Genomic DNA, 20,414 nt, shown 5'->3' on the forward strand with positions numbered 1-20,414 from the left:
TGATACCTTTTTGTCGGGGTAGCGGGATTCGAACCCACGACCCCCTGCTCCCAAAGCAGGTGCGCTAACCGGACTGCGCTACACCCCGAAAACTTTAGTGTGTTACCATCTTTAAAGCGAGTGCAAAGGTAGGCATATTTTTTATATTTGCAAATATATTGGTGTAAAAAACACAAGTTTTTCGCATTTTATTTTTCAGTGATTTGTTTTGTGTTGATAATCAGCATGTTAAGTATTGTATTTATTTTTAATAAAAATGATGGCTAATCTTTATGAGGATTCATACAGATATAAAAAAACAAGTTTTATATTTTAATTTTAAGCGGAATAAATGTATATTTGTATTTCACATATGCGTTCTGAATTGCAAATATGCCAAATTCTGCATATTACTTCTTCTTTGATGTGACTTAACTTGATGGATTCATTTTCATTTGAAAGTTGAATTTATCATTATCTACTTTATTAAATTTAAATAATATGAAATTAATTATCATATCGAATAGACTGCCAATAAAAGCTTTTAAGAAAAATGGCAAAGTTATTTTTATTCCTAGCGAGGGAGGATTGGCAACTGGATTAGCGTCGTTGGATACCTCAATAGAAAAACATTGGGTTGGTTGGCCTGGTATATTTACCAAAGATGATAAAGAAATGACGGAAATTAGATCCCATCTGAAAAAATTTAATTATCATCCCGTTTTTTTATCTGCTGAGCAGATAGAGGAATTTTATCATAATTACAGCAATAGTGTAATATGGCCTTTGTGCCACTATTTTTATACACATATAAAATATGGAATAGCTTCATGGGAGGCATACAAAGAGGTTAATAGTCTTTTTGCACAAGTTGCGGATATGCACATTGAAAATGGCGATATCGTGTGGATACAAGATTATCAGTTAATGCTCTTACCGGCATTGATCCGCGATGGAAATAAAGATGTTAGCATCGGCTATTTTCACCACATACCTTTCCCCTCTTATGAATTATTTAGGATTTTACCGGAAAGAAAGGAAATTTTAGATGGTTTACTTGGTGCTGATTTAATAGGCTTTCATACTGCTGATTATATGCGTCATTTTATGAGTACGGCTGAGAGAGTTATGGATACTAAGTTTATGTTGGATGAAACGAGGTACAATAATAGGATCGTTCATGTGGATGCTTTTCCTATGGGCATAAATTACGAAAAGTACAGCGCTGCTCCACTAAAAGTGGCACCTCAAAAGTTGTCATCCGAATGGAAAATGAAGTTTGGTGAACGCAAGATAATCATTTCAGTTGATAGATTAGACTACAGTAAAGGCATTTTGCATCGGCTTAAAGCCTTTAATCGTTTCTTGGCTGAGCACCCTGAATACCATGAAAAAGTATCATTAGTAATGATTGTTGTTCCATCAAGAGATAAAGTTGGAGCTTATGCTGACCTTAAAATGAAGATTAATGAGAAAATCGGAATGATAAATGGCAAATACTCAAATCTTAATTGGACCCCTATTCATTATTTTTATCATAGCTTTTCGTTTGAACGACTAGTTGCTTTTTATAATGTAGCTGATATTGCGTTGGTTTCTCCTTTGAGAGATGGTATGAATCTTGTTGCTAAAGAATATATAGCTGTAAAGAGGAAGAATCTCGGGATACTAATTTTAAGTGAAATGGCAGGTGCTGCTCAAGAATTAAGAGATGCAATTATTGTCAATCCCAATGATGTTGATGGCATGAAAGATGCTATTTTAAAAGCCTTGGAAATGCCTGCTGATGAACAATTAAAACGAATGAAGCGAATGCAGAAAATTGTTTCATCACAAACTGTTCAAAAATGGGCTACAGACTATATTGATGAACTATTGAGTCTAAAAAAACAGAATGAAAAAAATAAAACTAAATTAATTACAGATGTTAATAAACAAATAATAGTCTCCGAATATAAAAGATCACATAAAAGATTGATTATATTAGATTATGATGGAACACTATCTCCTTTTTACAATAACCCGGAAGAAGCAGCGCCATCGCTTCAATTAACTCAAATAATAAAAGGTCTACTTGCTGACAAAAGAAATTGCATAGCTATTTCTAGCGGACGTGATCAAGATACCCTTTCTGGGTGGTTTGGTGAATATCCCATAATTTTAGCTGCAGAGCATGGAGCTTTTGTGCGTGATAATGGTGTTTGGAGAAAGAATTTAGAAGATAGAAGTTGGAGTAGGGAAATTGTTGACATAATACTCAAAGTTACAGATAAAACACCTGGATCATTTTTAGAAGAGAAAAAAACGGCTCTGGTTTGGCATTTTAGAAATGTTGATCCTTGGGTTGCAGCTTTGCGTGAACAGCAACTTTTTAATATGTTGGGAGATAAATGTGCGAGGGAAGGATTGCATATTATGAAAGGTAATAAAATTATAGAAATAAAACAAGTAGGGTGTGATAAAGGATATGTGGCTAAACAATTATTACTAAAAGAAGACTTTGATTTTATGCTCGCAATAGGTGATGACACTACTGACGAGGATATGTTTAGAGAAATGCCTAAAGATTCCTATACGATTAAAGTCGGTGAGATGTCAGATGCTGCACGATTTTATCTAAAGAACCAGCATGAAGTCTTACCTCTATTAAATCTATTTTTGTCTGATTAAGGTCGGATAAAATGTGATGTCTTTTTTTCTTTTGAAAGTAAAATGGCTATATCAATCATGGCTAGATGAGAATAAGCTTGTGGAAAATTACCTAATTGTTGCTTGGAAATAAAATCAAGATCTTCGCTCATTAAGCCAACATGATTCGTGTAAGAACAGAGTTGATTAAATATTTTGCGCGCCTCTTCTTCTTCACCAGTTACAAATAGAGCTCTTACTAACCAAAATGTGCAAATAGTAAATGCAGAGGTTGGGCTCCCAAAATCATCTTCATTTTTGTAACGGTACATGAGGCCATAATGAAATAGTTTGTTTTTTATTGCTTTAACTGTTTTTCTATATTTCTCATTTGAGGGTTCAATAAATCCGTAAGTCTCCATCAGTAATAATGATGAATCCAAATACGTATTGTCGTATGCTTGTGAGAAACTTTGTAACTCTTCTTTCCATCCATTGGCAAAAACATCTTCTTTAATTAAGAAAGCTTCTTTGCCCCACACTTCTACGAAATGGTCCCTATTAAGTAATTGAGCTATTTTTATAGCTCTGTCAAGGGCTACCCAACACATCACTTTTGAGAAAACAAAATGATGATCAGTATTTCTTATCTCCCAAATACCTTTATCCGGCTTGCGCCAGTTGTCTGTCACATCTTTAGCAATAATTTTGACCACCTCAAACATTTCTTCAACCTCATCTAGTGAACCTGGAAAATTATAGAAATATTGATGAATTACATCCATTAAATAACCTAATGAATCATTTTGTTTTTGAATATATGCCTGATTGCCAATTCTAACAGGTTTGGAATTTTCAAATCCAGATAAATGATTTAAAATGGTTTCTGTTAGCTCACGTTCACCTCTAATTCCATACATTATTTGGAGGCTATCATTTTTTGATTTTAGAATGTTTTTAATAAATGTAATAAATCTTTGTGCAGCACCCGAATGGTTGAGCTGCAATAATGTTCTGATAGACATTGAAGCATCTCGTACCCAACAAAATCGATAATCCCAATTTCGTGTTTCACCGATTGATTCTGGTAAACTAGTTGTTAATGCCGCTAAAACAGCACCTGTTCTATGGTATGACATTAGTTTCAGAACTAGCATACTTCGTGTTATTTCTTTATTGTATGTGAAAAATTTCTTAGATCTGTTGCTCCAATTTAACCAATACACTTTAGTGCGTTGATATTCTAGATTAACTCGGTCAATATCTATGTGGATTAATTTTTGGTAATACGATAAAAGTAAGAAAGAATCTTCTGTTAATTCTATTTCTGAGTGATCTAAAATATATTGCAGATTAAGATTTGAATACAAATAAACTGTGTCTTTATGATTATTTGAAGAGCTTGTTCTTATAAATTCATCGTTTATCTTTTGGTTAATAGTAATATCTGCTGCGTAGTTCATTGCAGGAACATATTCAATCCTTATTTTGGGTTTTCCATGAATTATGCGTATTAGTCTATACAATTCGGGTGGAATATAGTGAGTGTTAATTCCTGTTTTATATCTCGGCATAAAATCGAGTATCTCAAATGACGCATCTTGACTAATGAACTTTGTAGAAAGAATATTGGTCTGATCAATATACGATTGCGTTATATTGTAACTGTCCGATGAAGCAATAATGTTCATGTATCCTCCTTTATCTTCATCGAGTAGGCGTGCAAAAATAGATGGCGAATCAAAATCAGGAAAACATAACCAGTCTATTCTTCCGAATTTTGAAACTAACCCAGCAGAACGGCAGTTTCCTATTACACCATAATCTAATGTTCTCATTGTTGCTTGTTTTTTGATTTACCTTTTTTAATCCAATTTTGCCAGAAAAACAATTCATTCCACTTATTAAAATCTTTCTTATACATAATACCAAACCCTTGAGTGGTAAGATTTGTTCGCGTGTAATATTTATCGTTGGTCTCATTATATGCTTTTAACCTAATATCACCACTACGAGTAAGTAGCCATTCGGCTTGAAAATCTCCTATGAAATTAGTGTTAGCCATGGGATTATCTCTGTATCCAAAATTACCGTTAATAAGTAACCTGTTATTTAATAGTTGACCGGATAAAAGCCCTTCAACTTCTAAATCAGTCCATCCTTTGTCTCCAGTACTTAAATTAGTTCCTATATTCCAATTACTATAATTGAGTATTTGTGATAGCATGTTGTTGAGTTGTCCAGATAAAGTTGAAGCTAAAACTGATGGCATAACGTTTGAGCTCTGCGCACTGTTGACATTCTCAGCGGTGTAAAATTTTCCAATGCTTAACAAATATAGGATCTGCATATTTGTTTGTTCATCGGAATTGATGTAATTCCTCACTAAAGTTTGCACTTCATCATTTTCATTAGGAAGTTTTATTTCCATCTTTATTGTTGGTTTGATGAGAGCTCCACTTAGGAACATATTACAGTTAACTTTCACATTGGGTTGTTGTACTATTTGTGAAGCGTCAGGAAGAAGATCATTTAATGAAGCAGAGTTGACTGTGTAAATGGCCTGGATGTTTAAGTTGGCATCTAATGGATTACCATTAAATGATATTTCACTCCCATTTTGAATGGTAAAATCTTTACGAATAATCTCCTGCAGACTAAATTTATAGACGCCTTGGTTTATCTGATAATTACCAAACATTTTTATATCGCCTTTGTTGTAATACTCTGTTCTTATATTACCAAATCCTTTTCCACTGATATAATCACCGGCAATTGGATCCATTACTATTTTCATGGTAGCATCGGGGGTTGCATCAACAGAAATGTTTAGCCTAACATCTGTAGAGGTATCTGTAGGTGATTTGTCTATAGGATTTTCTATTGTTTCATCGACTATATCTACACTTCTTTTGGGAGTCTTATCTATAAATTTTATAAATTGATTGTTTGTGGCAGATGCAATACCGCCAGCAATATAAACAAAATTACTGTTTTTGTTTGTAACGAGAGCTGCATCTATATTTAGCCCTTCCGGGTTTCCATTTAATAATGCGTTGCCGGTTGCATATATAGTACCATAGAATGGTGCACTATTATTCTCTTTTGTGTTCATTACTAAGAGATTATTCGCTTTAAATTCTAGATTGTAATGCATGTTTTTAAAGTTTTGATGCTTGATTGTGCCGTTAAGAGAGCCATTATGCCCTTCAAGATCAGAAATTGGTATATTATTAAATGAAAACTGATCAGCTTTCATCTCAATACTATCTTTTACAGCAAAATAGGTGTTTAAAAGATTAATCTTTAATGTTGCATCAGGTTTTACCTTTCCTTCAATATTTAAAGCTTTGAATGTACCGAATAAATGGACATTTCCACTCCCTTTCCCCTTAATATCGGATATTATGGACTGTACATAATGTTCCATAAACTTTAAATTTGTATTTTGTGCGTTTATATATAAATCCAAGCCACTTTTAGGCTTTAATGGATAAATGTATCCACTAACTGTTGTTTTAGATTTATTTGGTTCTTGTATTTTGGCATCTAAAAAAATACCTTCATTTTTTTCATCCCAGTTGCCCGTGATATTCATATCGCCTATTATTCCATTATTGAACCTAAATTGTTTCACCGAAAGATCGGCTTTCATATTGGGAGTTTTCATAGTTTTCGTTATATAGGCATTTCCAGAGGCTTTGCCTTTAAAATCAAGTCCTTGAAGATTAACTACGTCGAAAACATAGTCAATATTTATATCTCTTAACTGCATTTTTAGAGTATCAGACTCATTTTTTGATGCACTTCCATTTATATGAATATATTGGTTTTTATGACTAAAATAAAAATTGTTAATCTCTATTTTTTGTGATTCTAATTTAATAATTGATGGGTGTATTTTCCATAGAGTATCATTTAAAATAACATCTGTTGCTTTTATTTCTATTTGGGTAGCAATGTTGGATTCCTGCGATACTTCATTTATTTTTCTTGTAAATTTTGTTACCGCTGATAACTTTCCACCATAAGTGTTTTTTGAATTATTACCCCAATTCAATGTCGTGTACAACGTGTCGTTTTTAGCTTTAGAATCCAATGAAAAATTGATTGCATTCTTATTATCTCTAATGTTTGTAAATCGTATTTGGGCACTTATTTGATCTCCTTGATTGTCGCAGATTAAAACTCCTGATTCTATGTTGAAATTATCATATTTAAGCTTAGGAAAATAGGCCTCTAGTCTTGTGCGACTCATTTTATCATCGACATAACCTTTTATAGTGGAATGTGAATTAATATTTAATGGTATGTCAAGAAGGATAGGCAATATATCAGTGTTGTAAATATGAATGTCAAAGTTGAAATTATTTTCCGATTTTTTTTCTTGCGAATTTGTAGTTGAAGGAGCTAGAGAAGATAAATGTTTTTTTAAAATATTAGTAATGCTATTGCCGATTGTCTCATACGAATATTGTCCTAAAATAGTTCCCTTTATGAAAGATGAATTAATTTTTATTTTTTTATTTTTATCTTCATTAGAGGCACTTATTTTAATTTCTGGTATATAGAAATCTTTTGTTGCTGATTTACAAATAAAGCTATCGACGCTAACTTCTCCTGAAAGATCATTTATTGATTTACCGTGGAAATTTGCATTGATATTTAATGAAAATTCTGTTTCTGAATATTTCGATGATAAATTTAAATTGTGGGGCTTGATCTTACTTATCAGAGCTGTAAAGTTAAAATTAGGAATTTTATTATAGGGGCTAAACTCTCCTTTTAATAAAACATTGCCATTGGGATCATTTAAAGCTATTTTACCATTATATCCTCCTGCTTTGTATTCACCATCTAGGTTAATATTCTCATATTTGTATTGTTTGTATTCTATTTTTGATATTAATCCTTTTATATTAATCGTTGGGTATTGCATTTTGGGATGATACCCATTAACAATAAAATTCAAGGATGTTTGTCCTACTAAGGAATTGTTTATTAATTTTCCAAGACTAAAATCGATTGTCTTTATTTCTCCGGAATATGACAAAGCATGGGTTTCTTTGTTGCCACTTAACTTTAAATCGGTATTGAATGATCCTAGGTCTGTTTTGAATAATCCGTAGGTTACCAGATCACTATAATACCCGGAAACTTCACCACTAAAAGAAATATTCCCAAGGCGGTTAAGGATTGGTTTTATTCCTAAATATGTATCACTCATATTTCGGGTAATGAAATCAAACCCTTTAGAATCTATGAATAAATTATCCAATTTTCCATAAAGATATGTGTTTTCGGGGTCTAATAAATATTGAAAAGAGAGTGAACTGTTCAATTTTAAATGTTCGCTCCCTTTAATTGACAAAAAAGGGATGTCTAATTGATTTATAGTACCTTTTAGTTTCATTTCTAATTCAATACTTTCTTTGAAATGAGCTAAAGATGTTACTATCGGAGATATGTCTTTAAAAGTAATTCTTGAAGGGAGTATCGAAAGTGCGAAATTAACCTTATTGCCAAAGTCATTAAAGTCTTCAAATGAGTTATAGCTCATTTCTATCTGATTTGTTTTTATTTGCGTGTTTGCTAATTCCAATTTAAAATTTTCAACTGTCATTTTCTTGTCGTTGGCAAGAACCTTCAAAGTTAACTTGCGTAATGATAAACCTGATTGCTCATCTAAACTTAACCTTTTAATTGAAGCATTAATAGAGTCATTATGAAGTGATTTTAATGAAATATTGGCAATAATGTTATGTAGTTTTATATGGCTAGGATTAAACTTGCCCGGAGTTGTACTTTCACTAAGTATGTCGTATGAAAGCTTTCCTCTTCGGATAAGAATTGAGTTAATTCTTAAATCTAAATTGTTGTTTTTTTTAGATGTTTTATTTGTGGGGGTCAATGCATCAATTATAAATTGATAGTTAGCCTTTGAGTTTCTGTTTGCTTTATTTAATGATATATTAAAGCCAAATAACTGTATACTATTTATTGATATTTTCCCATTCAATAGAGGCAGAATCTCAAATTTAGCAGAAAGTCTAGTTACTTTTAGTAGATCAGTGGCTGACTGATCTTTTAATGCTATGTTATCAACTACTATGCGGTTTAATAGCCCCAAATTAATTTTTTCAACACTGACAGATGTGTTAAGGAGTATGGATAATTGATGGCTTACGTATGCTGCAGTCTTTTGCTGAACAAAGGGGATGTTTAGCAAGATAATAACTCCTATGTACATTCCTAAGATAACGCCTAGGAGCCATTGAATTAGTTTTTTTAATGTTTTGATAAGCTGAAGATTTATATTTGGGAACAAAAATATAAAATATAATGGTATGAATCTTAGTTTTATGATTACTTTTGTAGCATCAAACTTAAAAAAAAGGTATGTCAGTAATTATATTAGGTATAGAATCATCGTGTGATGACACTTCAGCTGCAATTATAAAGGATGGGGTTTTAATATCAAATGTTGTTGCTAACCAATCTGTTCATGAATCCTATGGAGGTGTTGTTCCTGAATTAGCATCTAGAGCGCATCAGCAAAACATTGTACCGGTGGTGCACGAAGCGATGAAGAGGGCAAATGTTACTAAAGAGATGATAAGTGCCGTTGCATTTACTCGAGGGCCTGGATTAATGGGCTCTTTACTCGTTGGAGTTTCCTTTGCCAAAGGATTTGCAAGATCGTTAAATATACCACTAATAGACGTTAATCATTTAACTGGTCATGTATTAGCACATTTTTTGAAAGAGCCAGATGAGATATTGCAACAACCTAAATTTCCTTTTCTATGTTTATTAGTTTCAGGTGGTAATTCTCAAATTATATTGGTGGAATCTTACAGTGATATGACTGTGCTAGGGCAAACAATAGATGATGCTGCTGGTGAAGCAATTGATAAATGTTCTAAAGTCATGGGACTTGGATATCCTGGGGGACCAATAATAGATAGGCTTGCAAGGAATGGAAATCCAAAAGCTTTTAAATTTAATAAACCAAATATACCAGACTTTGATTATAGCTTTAGTGGTCTCAAAACTTCTTTCTTATATTCTTTGCGTAGTTGGATAAAAGATGATCCTAATTTTATAGAGAATAATAAAAATGATTTAGCGGCTTCATTGGAGGCTACTGTGGTAGATATTTTGATGGATAAGCTAAGGAAAGCGGCAAAAAAGCATAATATAAAAGAGATTGCTGTAGCTGGCGGTGTTTCTGCCAATAATGGACTACGGAACTCATTTAGGGAACATGCTCAAAAATATGGATGGAATATTTATATCCCAAAGTTTAGTTATACAACTGATAATGCTGCGATGATCGCAATTAATGGTTATTTTAAATATTTGGATAATGATTTTTGCTCCATTTCACTGCCGGCATATTCCAGAGTTGTTTTGTGATTTTATAAAATAGAACAAAGATGGATGAATTAAACCGGAAGTCTGTTATATCTTTATTAAAAGAAGATATTTATGATATTTTGATTAGTACTGGTGTTACAATCTCAACGGCGGAAAGTTGTACTGGTGGTAATCTGGCTTCACTGTTTACTTATTTTTCTGGAAGCTCAACCTTTTACAAAGGAGGAATTATTGCATATGCAAACGAAGTGAAAACGAACTTGTTGGGTGTAGATGCTAAATCATTAGTTGAAGATGGGGCTGTCAGTGAATCTGTTGTTGTTGAGATGGCTAAAGGAGTGCAGAGGTTATTGAAGAGTGATTGTTCAATCGCTACTTCCGGCATTGCTGGACCTTTAGGGGGGACTGTTGATAAACCCGTTGGAACTGTTTGGATCGCTGTTGTTTATAAAACGAAAATTATTACATATAAGCAACAGGGAGATGATGGTAGGGAGATTAATATAATAAAAGCTTGCGGTAATGCACTGCGAATATTAAAAGAAGTGTTAGTGGATAAATATTAGTAAGTTGAGCTTATTTATTTAGTAAAATACTTGTTTTGTATTCATAAAAGTGCTTACTTTGCGCTCTGTTTGAAATAAATATAGATAAAAACTATAAAAACAAGATAGAAATGTCGAAGATTTGTCAAATTACAGGAAAGAAAGCCATGATTGGCAACAATGTATCACATTCAAAGAAGAGAACCAAAAGAACTTTTGATGTGAACTTGTTTAATAAAAAGTTCTATTATGTAGAACAGGATTGCTGGATTAGTTTGAGCTTAAGTGCTGCTGGTTTACGCTTAATTAATAAGAAGGGGCTTGATGCAGCCTTAAACGATGCGGTTACTAAAGGTTATTGTGATTGGAAGAGCATTAAAGTAATTGGCTAATTAAAGAGGAGAAGGAAACTTATGGCAAAGAAAGCAAAAGGTAACAGAGTTCAGGTTATTTTAGAATGCACTGAACATAAAGAAAGTGGTATGCCGGGTACATCTCGTTATATTACCACAAAAAACAGAAAGAATACTACGGAAAGACTTGAGTTGAAAAAATACAACCCAATCTTGAAAAGAGTAACAGTACATAAAGAAATTAAATAAGTATAATCCATGGCAAAAAAGACAGTTGCAAGTTTGCACGAAGGAACAAAAGAAGGGCGCTCTTATACAAAAGTTATCAAGATGGTAAAATCGCCTAAAACTGGTGCTTATATGTTTGATGAGCAAATGGTGCCAAACGAAAAAGTACAAGACTTTTTTAAGAAATAGTAGTATCTAGTAGCTACTAGTTGCTATAAAAAAATTCCCTGCATTCTTGCGGGGAATTTTTTTATATGTATATTCACTATCCTTGATTATTTTTCATTTTTCATTTTTGACTTACCGTTAGTTATTATATCTTTGTATCATAATGGTAATTTGCAAATAATGTTGTATTATGGGATTATTTAATTTTTTCTCAAAAGAGAAGAAAGAGACGTTAGACAGAGGATTGTCTAAAACAAAAGAAAGTGTTTTTGGGAAAATAACTCGAGCTATTGCAGGGAAGTCTAAAGTTGACGATCAGGTATTAGATGATTTAGAGGAGATCCTAATAACTTCTGATGTAGGGGTAGAAACAACTTTAAATATCATAGCTCGTATTGAAAAAAGAGCAGCCAGTGATAAATATTTAAATGTTCAGGAATTAAATACGATACTGCGTGAAGAAATTGCGAGTCTATTAATGGAGAATAATTCTGTTGATACAGATAGTTTTGATATATCTTCTAAAATTAGGCCTTACGTGATTATGGTTGTTGGAGTGAATGGTGTAGGTAAAACGACCACCATAGGGAAACTCGCATACCAATTTAAACAAAGAGGAAAATCCGTATATCTCGGAGCTGCTGATACGTTTCGCGCTGCTGCTGTTGAACAATTGGTTATTTGGGGGGAGCGGGTTGGAGTCCCTGTTATTAAACAAAAAATGGGTGCAGATCCAGCTTCGGTTGCTTATGATGCAATAAGTTCTGCAATAGCTAATAATGCTGATGTTGTTATTATAGATACTGCAGGACGTTTGCATAATAAAGTAGGGCTCATGAATGAGCTAACAAAGATTAAGAATGTCATGAAAAAAGTCTTAGAAGATGCTCCTCACGAAGTTTTGTTAGTTCTTGATGGTTCAACTGGGCAAAATGCATTTGAACAGGCAAAACAATTTACCTTAGCGACAGAAGTGACATCGCTGGCAATAACAAAGCTTGATGGAACGGCTAAAGGTGGAGTTGTAATTGGAATATCGGATCAATTTAAAATTCCAGTGAAATATATAGGTCTTGGTGAAGGCGTTGAGGATTTACAGTTATTTAACCGTAAAGAATATGTAGATTCATTATTTGGTGATAGCAATGAAAAGAAAAACGATTGATATAATAACCTTAGGTTGCTCAAAAAATCTAGTAGATTCGGAGCATTTAATTCGTCAGTTAAAAGGGGTAGGATATGATGTAACTCATGATTCAACAAACCCTAAAGGTGAAATTGCTGTAATTAACACCTGTGGTTTTATTGGTGATGCTAAGGAGGAGTCTATAAATATGATACTTGAATTTGCTCAAGCTAAAGAAGAGGGTAGATTAAAGAAATTATTTGTAATGGGATGTCTTTCTGAAAGGTATTTAAATGAATTATCGACAGAAATACCTCAAGTGAATAAATTCTATGGCAAGTTCAATTGGAAAGAATTATTAAAAGATTTAGGGAAGGCTTATAATCCAGAGTCTGAGATAGAGAGAACTTTAACTACTCCTAAACACTATGCTTATTTGAAAATCTCTGAAGGGTGTGATAGAGCTTGCTCTTATTGTGCAATTCCGATAATTACTGGTAAGCATATATCAAAGCCTATAAACGATGTTTTAGATGAGGTACGTTACTTAGTGTCTCAAGGGGTTAAAGAATTCCAAATTATAGCTCAGGAACTTACTTATTATGGGGTTGATATATATAAGAAACAAATGTTGGCTGAATTAATAGAAAAAATAGCAAACACACCTGGAGTAGAATGGATTAGATTGCATTATGCCTATCCTGCGCATTTTCCAGAAGATTTACTGCCAGTAATGAGGAAGTATCCTAATGTATGTAAATATCTTGATATAGCATTGCAACATATTAATGATAATGTTCTTCTGAATATGCGTCGAAATGTAACGAAAAAAGAAACATATGAATTAATACATAAAATTAGAAAAGAAGTTCCTGGTATTCATTTGAGAACTACTCTTATGGTTGGGTATCCTGGAGAAGATGAAATTGCTTTTGAAGAGCTGAAGACTTTCGTTAAAGATATACGCTTTGACCGAATGGGAGCTTTTGCTTATTCTGAAGAAGAAGGTACCTATGCTGCTACTAAGTTTGATGATGATATTCCATATGAAGTTAAACAAGAACGACTGAATGAAATAATGAACATACAACAAGTTATATCATCTGAGTTAAGTGCTAAGAAAATAGGAGAGAACATTAAAGTTGTAATTGACAGAGTAGAGGGTAAATACTATATTGGACGTTCTGAATTTGATTCTCCTGAAGTAGATCCGGAAGTTTTAATACTAAAACAAAATGGAAAGCTAATTATTGGTGACTTTTATAATGCTACTATAGTTGATGCTGATGATTTTGATTTATATGCAATAATTAAAAGTTAATTTTTTATCGTTTAAATTTTAATATCTATAGTCTTGAATAATAAAGATTTTACTTCGGAATTGTCAAAGAGACTCGGTTGTACTATGAAAGATACTTCTGAGTTGGTTTCTTTTCTCATAAATGAGATGTCTGAGCAGTTGCAGAATAATAATCAAATTTCACTTCAAGGATTTGGTTCCTTTGAAGTGAAAAAAAAGACTGAACGTATATCTGTAAATCCTACTAATAAGCAACGAATGCTTGTTCCTCCTAAACTTGTATTAACTTATAGGCCAAGTAACCTTTTAAAAGATAAGTTTAAATAAAATCTATGCTATGAATGAAAAATTAAATATGCAAGATCTTATTGATTTGTTGACGTATAAATATAATATTCCTAAGAAAAATGTCGAATTATTCGTAAAAGAGTTTTTTGATTTAGTAGTGTACGCACTGGAAAATGATAAATATCTTAAGATTAAGGGATTTGGTACTTTTAAGCTTATTGACGTTGATAGTCGTGAAAGTATTAACGTTAATACAGGGGAACGATTTATTATTGAAGGGCATTCAAAAATATCTTTTACTCCAGATGTTTCATTAAAAAAATCCATAAATAAACCTTTTGCACATTTTGAAACTGCCATATTAAACGATAATATTCAGTTTGATAATGTTGAAAATGCTGATGTTTCGGAGGAAGTCGTGTCATTACATGATGATGATAATGTGTGCCCTAGTAATGAACCATGTCCTAGTAATGAACCAATAGAGGAATCCCACAAACAAGATTCTTTTAGTCAAGAGGATGGAAATTCTTTTGATGCCGAGGTGGCAGATTTTTATTTGGGTAAAGATTCAGTTGCCCCTGAGAAGCATGAGCATATTAAAACTTTATCTGTTGAAGAAATTATAGCTCAAGAAATTAAAAAGGCTGATTTGGAATATGGTAAGAAATACAAATCCAAACAAGAAAGTGGATTGAGTGTAAATGTAAAAACAAGGAGAGCTTTTATTTGTAGTGTTACATTTATTGCTATTGCATTCCTCAGTTATGTTTTATATATTTTCCTAAATGGAGATTCTAATAATAGACTTTCCAAAAATGATCTTGATTCAACATTGATCGCAGGTTCAGTTAAGATACCTATTGATTCTGGAACTATTCATAATGATACAGTTCATTTCGATCCTACTAATAAGCAATCTATAGTCTTGAATAATAAAGACGATTCTATCATGAAAAGAAATACCCCCCCCTTAGAAACTGTAGACGGAACTGCAGCCGAATTCAATAAACTGGATAAATATACTATTTCGGGTACATTAACGGATTATAAATTAAATGAAGGGGAAACCCTAACTAAATTAGCATTGAAATTTTATGGTACTAAAGCTTTGTGGCCATATATTGTTAAACATAATCGCTCGATAATATCAGATCCTGATAATGTTCCATATGGTGTAATTATTAAAATTCCGAAACTGACAGAAAAATGAGATGATGAAACCTTTAACGCTTAAAGGTTTAACATGTTTTTTTAATAGAAATTAGTTTTAGGGGTTGATTTTATACTGTACTTTTGAAGCAATATAATTGAGTTATTTTTTATTCATAAAAGAAAAGAATATATGGCTGAATCGATAGATATCCGTGAATTAAACAATCGGATTGAACAACAAAGTCTGTTTGTGTCTAATTTGACAATGGGCATGGATCAAGTGATTGTTGGACAAAAACATTTAGTAGAATCTTTGTTGATAGGGCTATTGTCTGATGGACATGTCTTATTAGAAGGAGTTCCTGGATTAGCAAAAACATTGGCAATTAAGACTCTAGCCTCATTGATAGACGCTAAATATAGTAGAATTCAATTTACTCCGGATTTGTTGCCGGCTGATGTAATTGGAACTATGGTATATAGTCAAAAAGATGAGTCATTTCAAGTGAAAAAAGGGCCTGTGTTTGCGAATTTCATTTTGGCTGATGAAATTAACCGTGCCCCTGCAAAAGTACAGAGTGCTCTTTTGGAATCGATGCAAGAAAGGCAGGTCACTATTGGTAATGACACTTTTAAATTGCCAAATCCATTTTTAGTTTTGGCAACCCAAAATCCTATAGAGCAGGAAGGAACTTATCAATTACCTGAAGCACAAGTCGATCGTTTTATGCTTAAGGTAATAATTGACTATCCGAAAATAGAAGAAGAAAAATTGATTATTAGGCAAAATATTAATGAAAGAAAGATTGAAGTAAAATCGATATTAAAATCTGAAGAAGTTGTTGAAGCTAGAAAAGTAGTGCGTCAAGTTTATATTGATGAAAAGATAGAGAAATATATTGTTGATATTGTATTCGCAACGCGTTTCCCTGAAAAATATGATTTGAAAGATCTTCAAGGGTTAATATCGTTTGGTGGCTCTCCACGTGCTTCGATAAACCTAGCGTTAGCTTCAAGGGCATATGCTTTTATTAAGAGAAGAGGTTATGTTGTCCCTGAAGATATTCGTTCTGTCGCTCATGATGTTTTAAGACATAGGATTGGGCTAACGTATGAGGCTGAAGCTAATAACATAAATTCCGATGAAATAATAAGTCGCATTCTGAATAAAGTTGAGGTTCCATAATTTAGATTATTTATTTTATGTTAAATAATAATTCTAGTATCAACCAAAATAATAACTAATGGAAACGGTTGATTTGTTAAAAAAAGTTCGAAAGATTGAAATAAAGACTAGAGGACTTTCTAATAATATTTTTGCAGGGCAGTACCATTCTGCTTTTAAAGGAAGAGGTATGGCTTTTTCTGAAGTCAGGGAATATCAATATGGAGATGATATAAGAGATATTGATTGGAATGTTACAGCCCGTTTTAATAAACCTTATATAAAGGTTTTTGAGGAAGAACGTGAGTTGACTGTAATGCTTTTAATTGATGTCTCTGGGAGTCTTGAATTTGGTACTGTGAAACAATTTAAAAAAGATATTGTAACTGAGATTGCTGCAACGTTGGCTTTTTCTGCAATTCAAAATAATGATAAAATAGGCGTTATTTTTTTTTCCAATAAAATAGAAAAATTTATTCCACCTCAGAAAGGGAAAAAACATATTTTATATATTATTCGTGAGTTGCTCAATTTTGAGCCTGACAGTCGTATGACCGATATCAAAGTGTGTTTAGAGTATTTGATTGATGTAATGAAGAGGAAATGTACAGCTTTTATTATTTCGGATTTTATTGATGATGGCTTCTATAATGCTATGACTATAACTAATAGAAAGCATGATTTAGTCGCTATTCAGGTATATGATAGAAGAATTGAAGATTTACCTTCGGTAGGATTAATTAATGTAAAGGATGCTGAAACAGGTAATGAACAGTGGATTGATACATCTTCTTTATCATTAAGAAAAGCTCATTCTGAATGGTGGAAAACTAAACAGGACAAGTTGCGAAATGCGTTTAACAAGAGTAGAGTTGATGCTGTTTCTGTAAGAACCGATCAAGATTTTGTAAAGGCATTACTTACACTCTTTGAAAAAAGAAATTAGTAATTATGATGATAAGGAATATACGTTGGGCATTTATTGTTATATTATTATTCTGGGGAGTTAGGGTATTTTCTCAGTCAGTAACTGTTGACGCGAAAATAGATTCTTTGCAGATACTAATAGGAGAACAAGCTAGAATTCGACTTCAGGTATCATTTAATGCTAAGCAAAAGGCTATTTTTCCGATTTACACTGATACCTTGATTAAAGGTGTAGATATTGTGGAAATAGCCAAACCTGATACTCAATATTTAAACAACAAAGAGAGGTTGTTAATTACACAAGAGTATATAATAACGTCTTTTGATTCTGCTCTTTATTATATACCTCCTTTTTGTATTACAGTTGATAATAAAATATATAAATCGAAGGCGTTAGCTCTTAAAGTGTATTCGGTACCGGTAGATACATTAAATCCTGACCATTTTTTCGGACCTAAAACTGTATTTAAAGCTCCATTTGAATGGGAAGATTGGTGGAACATGATAATTGCTTCGTTATTATTATTTCCATGTTTAGCTCTTTTGATTTATCTTATTATAAGATTAAGCGATAATAAACCCATTATAAGAAAAATAAAACTTGAGCCAAAGTTGCCTCCACATGAAATTGCCATGAATGAAATTGAAAAGATTAAAGGTGATAAAAAATTGCAATTAGGTAGGTTAAAAGATTATTATACGGATTTAACTGACGCAGTTAGAAATTATATAAAAAATCGATTTGGATTTAATGCTTTAGAAATGACCTCCTCGGAGATAATTAATCGATTGATGGAAGTTACTGATAAAGCAAATGATATAAGTGGATTAAAAGTTCTTTTCCAAACTGCAGATCTTGTTAAATTCGCCAAACATAATCCTGGTATGAATGAGAATGATGCGAATTTAATAAATGCAATTCAATTTATAAATGAAACAAAGGAGACTATTGATGATAATTCAATAATTCAGCCGACAGAAATAACTGTAGTAGAGAAACGATCACTTAAAGTCAAAGTTGCTTTAATTTTAAGCATTATCACTCTTTCTGTTATCATCTTATTTGTTTTAATTTTTATAGTTCGTGAACTCTATGCTCTTTTAGCATAATGATTTTAAAAAATAGAAGATAATGGTATTTGCAAATATTGAATATTTATTTCTGTTGCTTTTATTAATACCTTACATAGTGTGGTATATATTAAAGCATAAAAAAAACAATGCGACATTGCAGATGTCTGATACGAATATTTATAGTGATATAAAAAAAAGCTATAAAATATATTTGTTGCATGCTCCATTTATTTTACGAATTATTGTTTTATCTTTAGTCATTTTGATTTTAGCACGTCCTCAGACTACTAATAATTGGCAAAATAGCGAAGTGGAGGGAATTGATATAATGCTTGCCATAGATGTGTCTACAAGTATGTTAGCCGAAGATTTGAAACCTAATAGATTAGAAGCGGCAAAAGATGTTGCTGCTGAGTTTATTAGTGGAAGACCTAATGATAATATTGGCATAACTTTATTTGCAGGTGAAAGCTTTACTCAATGTCCGCTAACTGTTGATCATACTGTCCTACTTAATTTATTTCAGAGTATTAATTCTGGAATAGTAGAAGACGGTACTGCTGTCGGCATGGGTATTGCTAATGCCGTATCAAGATTAAAGGATAGTAAGGCAAAATCAAAGGTCATAATTTTACTGACAGATGGGACTAATAATAAAGGAGATATTTCTCCATTAACGGCTGCAGATATAGCTAAAAGCTTTGGTATTAGAGTTTATACGATTGGAGTTGGTACAAATGGAATGGCACCATACCCATTACGGGTAGCTGGAACTATTCAATATATTAATACCCCAGTTGAAATTGATGAGAAAACATTGACCCAAATTGCTATAACAACTAATGGCAATTATTTTCGTGCAACGAATAATTCTAAGTTGAAAGAAGTTTATAAAGAAATAGATAAGCTTGAAAGAACAAAGTTGAATGTAAAACAATATAGTAAAAGACATGAAGAATATCAATGGTTTGCTTTGATTGCTTTGCTCTTTTTATTACTTGAATTTTATTTGAGGAACTCAATATTAAAGAAGATTCCTTAAGAAATTTATAACTAAATATATAGTAAAATGTTTCGATTTGAAGAGCCTGCATATTTATATTTGCTTCTCCTATTACCACTTTTAACATTATTTTATTTGTTCTCTAATTATATTAGAAAAAATAGAATTAAGAAAATTGGTGATCCAGAACTTATTGGATTATTGATGCCTGATGTGTCTAAGTATAGACCTGAAATTAAATCTGGATTGATTTTAATATGTATATCCTTATTTTCATTTCTATTAGCAAGACCACAATTTGGTTCTAAATTAGAAAATATAAAACGTAAGGGTGTCGAAATAATGATTGCAGTTGATATCTCAAATTCTATGCTAGCAACCGATCTTCAACCTAGCCGGATCGAAAAAGCAAAAAGATTGGTCGCTAGATTAGTTGATAAACTTGAGAATGATAAAGTTGGAATGATTATTTTTGCCGGTGATGCATTTACGCAATTGCCAATAACTAGTGATTATATTTCTGCAAAGATGTTTCTTGAATCAATAAATCCTTCTTTAATTAACAAACAAGGTACCGCTATTGGGGCTGCAATTAATCTAGCATCAAGAAGCTTTACTCCACAAGAAGGAGTTGGAAAAGCCATTATTATCATAACTGATGGTGAGAATCATGAAGGAGGAGTAACAAATGCAGTGAAAGAGGCTGTTGACAAAGGAATTCAGGTTCATGTACTTGGTGTTGGTTCTGCTAATGGTGCACCTATACCTCTCGATGGGACTAATGATTTTAGGCGTGATAGTGAAGGGAATGTTATTGTAACTAGATTAAATGAAGAGATGTGTAAGGAGATCGCTAAGGAAGGTAATGGTGTGTATGTACGTGTTGATAATACTAATTCTGCAGAAAAGACTATAAATGACGAGATAGCCAAAATGGCGAAGATTGACATCAATTCAAAAATATACACTGAATTTGATGAACAATTTCAGGCTATAGCTTGGATTATTTTATTTTTGCTGTTTACGGAGATGATGATTCTTGATAAGAAAAATGTGTTTTTTAAGAAAATTAGATTATTTTCAAAGTAGATAATT

General features: G+C 32.4%; 17 protein-coding genes and 1 tRNA gene. 15 read left to right on the forward strand and 3 right to left on the reverse strand.

Translation table 11 applies throughout. The features are described from left to right. Positions 1–13: 13 nt before the first annotated feature. A tRNA-Pro gene (locus C511_RS0113150) sits at positions 14–88 on the reverse strand. A 392-nt stretch (positions 89–480) separates the two neighbouring features. On the opposite strand from C511_RS0113150, the gene C511_RS0113155 reads away from it, so the two are divergent. Next, positions 481–2,649: a bifunctional alpha,alpha-trehalose-phosphate synthase (UDP-forming)/trehalose-phosphatase gene (locus C511_RS0113155; RefSeq protein ID WP_027318255.1), complete on the forward strand. Its 2,169-nt coding sequence runs from the start codon at positions 481–483 to the stop codon at positions 2,647–2,649. On the opposite strand, the gene C511_RS0113160 is transcribed toward C511_RS0113155, so the two are convergent. Together C511_RS0113160 and C511_RS16920 are read right to left on the reverse strand one after the other, a co-directional pair. After that, positions 2,646–4,445, reverse strand: coding sequence for a glycoside hydrolase family 15 protein (locus C511_RS0113160; RefSeq protein WP_024996953.1), 1,800 nt, complete (start codon positions 4,443–4,445; stop codon positions 2,646–2,648). The genes C511_RS0113155 and C511_RS0113160 overlap by 4 nt on opposite strands. Beyond that, a complete protein-coding gene (locus tag C511_RS16920; protein WP_034782635.1) occupies positions 4,442–8,857 on the reverse strand; it encodes a translocation/assembly module TamB domain-containing protein in 4,416 nt (1,471 codons plus the stop codon). The genes C511_RS0113160 and C511_RS16920 overlap by 4 nt, the downstream gene beginning before the upstream one ends. 149 nt (positions 8,858–9,006) lie before the next feature. Here C511_RS16920 and tsaD point away from each other — a divergent pair, with 149 nt between their 5' ends. From tsaD to C511_RS0113235, 14 genes are all read left to right on the forward strand, one after another. Next, positions 9,007–10,026: a tRNA (adenosine(37)-N6)-threonylcarbamoyltransferase complex transferase subunit TsaD gene (tsaD, locus tag C511_RS0113170; RefSeq protein ID WP_024996952.1), complete on the forward strand. Its 1,020-nt coding sequence runs from the start codon at positions 9,007–9,009 to the stop codon at positions 10,024–10,026. A gap of 20 nt (positions 10,027–10,046) precedes the next feature. Continuing rightward, positions 10,047–10,553 carry a CinA family protein gene (locus tag C511_RS0113175; protein WP_024996951.1) on the forward strand — a complete coding sequence of 169 codons (507 nt, stop codon included), beginning with the start codon at positions 10,047–10,049 and terminating at the stop codon, positions 10,551–10,553. Positions 10,554–10,663: 110 nt separating this feature from the next. Continuing rightward, positions 10,664–10,924: a 50S ribosomal protein L28 gene (gene rpmB, locus C511_RS0113180; RefSeq protein WP_024996950.1), complete on the forward strand. Its 261-nt coding sequence runs from the start codon at positions 10,664–10,666 to the stop codon at positions 10,922–10,924. 21 nt (positions 10,925–10,945) lie between these two features. Beyond that, a complete protein-coding gene (gene rpmG / locus C511_RS0113185) occupies positions 10,946–11,134 on the forward strand; it encodes a 50S ribosomal protein L33 (RefSeq protein WP_008761579.1) in 189 nt (62 codons plus the stop codon). 9 nt (positions 11,135–11,143) lie between these two features. Beyond that, on the forward strand, positions 11,144–11,302 hold the full coding sequence (locus C511_RS17605; RefSeq protein ID WP_081698317.1) for a DUF4295 domain-containing protein: 159 nt from the start codon (positions 11,144–11,146) through the stop codon (positions 11,300–11,302). Positions 11,303–11,471: 169 nt separating this feature from the next. Continuing rightward, positions 11,472–12,446, forward strand: coding sequence for a signal recognition particle-docking protein FtsY (ftsY, locus tag C511_RS0113195; protein WP_024997703.1), 975 nt, complete (start codon positions 11,472–11,474; stop codon positions 12,444–12,446). Then, on the forward strand, positions 12,427–13,728 hold the full coding sequence (gene rimO, locus C511_RS0113200) for a 30S ribosomal protein S12 methylthiotransferase RimO (protein ID WP_024997704.1): 1,302 nt from the start codon (positions 12,427–12,429) through the stop codon (positions 13,726–13,728). Before ftsY ends, rimO begins: the two co-directional genes overlap by 20 nt. Positions 13,729–13,761: 33 nt before the next feature. Beyond that, entirely contained in the window at positions 13,762–14,034 is a 273-nt protein-coding gene (locus tag C511_RS0113205; RefSeq protein ID WP_024997705.1) for an HU family DNA-binding protein, read from the forward strand. A gap of 10 nt (positions 14,035–14,044) precedes the next feature. Further along, on the forward strand, positions 14,045–15,208 hold the full coding sequence (locus C511_RS0113210) for an HU family DNA-binding protein (RefSeq protein ID WP_024997706.1): 1,164 nt from the start codon (positions 14,045–14,047) through the stop codon (positions 15,206–15,208). 132 nt (positions 15,209–15,340) lie between these two features. Further along, positions 15,341–16,336 carry an AAA family ATPase gene (locus C511_RS0113215; protein WP_024997707.1) on the forward strand — a complete coding sequence of 332 codons (996 nt, stop codon included), beginning with the start codon at positions 15,341–15,343 and terminating at the stop codon, positions 16,334–16,336. Between the two features lie 58 nt (positions 16,337–16,394). Then, positions 16,395–17,261 (forward strand): DUF58 domain-containing protein, encoded by an 867-nt coding sequence (locus C511_RS0113220; RefSeq protein ID WP_027318257.1) that lies wholly within the window; start codon positions 16,395–16,397, stop codon positions 17,259–17,261. Positions 17,262–17,269: 8 nt separating this feature from the next. After that, positions 17,270–18,352 carry a BatD family protein gene (locus C511_RS0113225; protein ID WP_024997708.1) on the forward strand — a complete coding sequence of 361 codons (1,083 nt, stop codon included), beginning with the start codon at positions 17,270–17,272 and terminating at the stop codon, positions 18,350–18,352. Positions 18,353–18,374: 22 nt separating this feature from the next. Further along, on the forward strand, positions 18,375–19,358 hold the full coding sequence (locus C511_RS0113230) for a vWA domain-containing protein (protein ID WP_024997709.1): 984 nt from the start codon (positions 18,375–18,377) through the stop codon (positions 19,356–19,358). 27 nt (positions 19,359–19,385) lie between these two features. Then, the gene (locus C511_RS0113235; protein ID WP_024997710.1) at positions 19,386–20,408 is read left to right on the forward strand and encodes a VWA domain-containing protein; all 1,023 of its coding nucleotides are present in this window, start codon (positions 19,386–19,388) and stop codon (positions 20,406–20,408) included. The last annotated feature ends 6 nt before the right edge of the window (positions 20,409–20,414 follow it).

This window comes from Bacteroides graminisolvens DSM 19988 = JCM 15093 (assembly GCF_000428125.1).
GTDB classification, from domain to species: domain Bacteria; phylum Bacteroidota; class Bacteroidia; order Bacteroidales; family Bacteroidaceae; genus Bacteroides; species Bacteroides graminisolvens.

Bases quoted from the DNA above. Each gene is read 5' to 3' on its own strand.
- C511_RS0113225 (WP_024997708.1), top strand. From the start codon at position 17,270: ATGATAAGGAATATACGTTGGGCATTTATTGTTATATTATTATTCTGG.
- rpmG (WP_008761579.1), top strand. From the start codon at position 10,946: ATGGCAAAGAAAGCAAAAGGTAACAGAGTTCAGGTTATTTTAGAATGC.
- C511_RS17605 (WP_081698317.1), top strand. From the start codon at position 11,144: ATGGCAAAAAAGACAGTTGCAAGTTTGCACGAAGGAACAAAAGAAGGG.
- C511_RS0113175 (WP_024996951.1), top strand. From the start codon at position 10,047: ATGGATGAATTAAACCGGAAGTCTGTTATATCTTTATTAAAAGAAGAT.
- tsaD (WP_024996952.1), top strand. From the start codon at position 9,007: ATGTCAGTAATTATATTAGGTATAGAATCATCGTGTGATGACACTTCA.
- ftsY (WP_024997703.1), top strand. From the start codon at position 11,472: ATGGGATTATTTAATTTTTTCTCAAAAGAGAAGAAAGAGACGTTAGAC.
- rimO (WP_024997704.1), top strand. From the start codon at position 12,427: ATGAAAAGAAAAACGATTGATATAATAACCTTAGGTTGCTCAAAAAAT.
- C511_RS0113215 (WP_024997707.1), top strand. From the start codon at position 15,341: ATGGCTGAATCGATAGATATCCGTGAATTAAACAATCGGATTGAACAA.
- C511_RS0113210 (WP_024997706.1), top strand. From the start codon at position 14,045: ATGAATGAAAAATTAAATATGCAAGATCTTATTGATTTGTTGACGTAT.
- C511_RS0113220 (WP_027318257.1), top strand. From the start codon at position 16,395: ATGGAAACGGTTGATTTGTTAAAAAAAGTTCGAAAGATTGAAATAAAG.
- C511_RS0113235 (WP_024997710.1), top strand. From the start codon at position 19,386: ATGTTTCGATTTGAAGAGCCTGCATATTTATATTTGCTTCTCCTATTA.
- C511_RS0113160 (WP_024996953.1), bottom strand. From the start codon at position 4,445: ATGAGAACATTAGATTATGGTGTAATAGGAAACTGCCGTTCTGCTGGG.
- rpmB (WP_024996950.1), top strand. From the start codon at position 10,664: ATGTCGAAGATTTGTCAAATTACAGGAAAGAAAGCCATGATTGGCAAC.
- C511_RS0113230 (WP_024997709.1), top strand. From the start codon at position 18,375: ATGGTATTTGCAAATATTGAATATTTATTTCTGTTGCTTTTATTAATA.
- C511_RS0113155 (WP_027318255.1), top strand. From the start codon at position 481: ATGAAATTAATTATCATATCGAATAGACTGCCAATAAAAGCTTTTAAG.
- C511_RS16920 (WP_034782635.1), bottom strand. From the start codon at position 8,857: ATGTACATAGGAGTTATTATCTTGCTAAACATCCCCTTTGTTCAGCAA.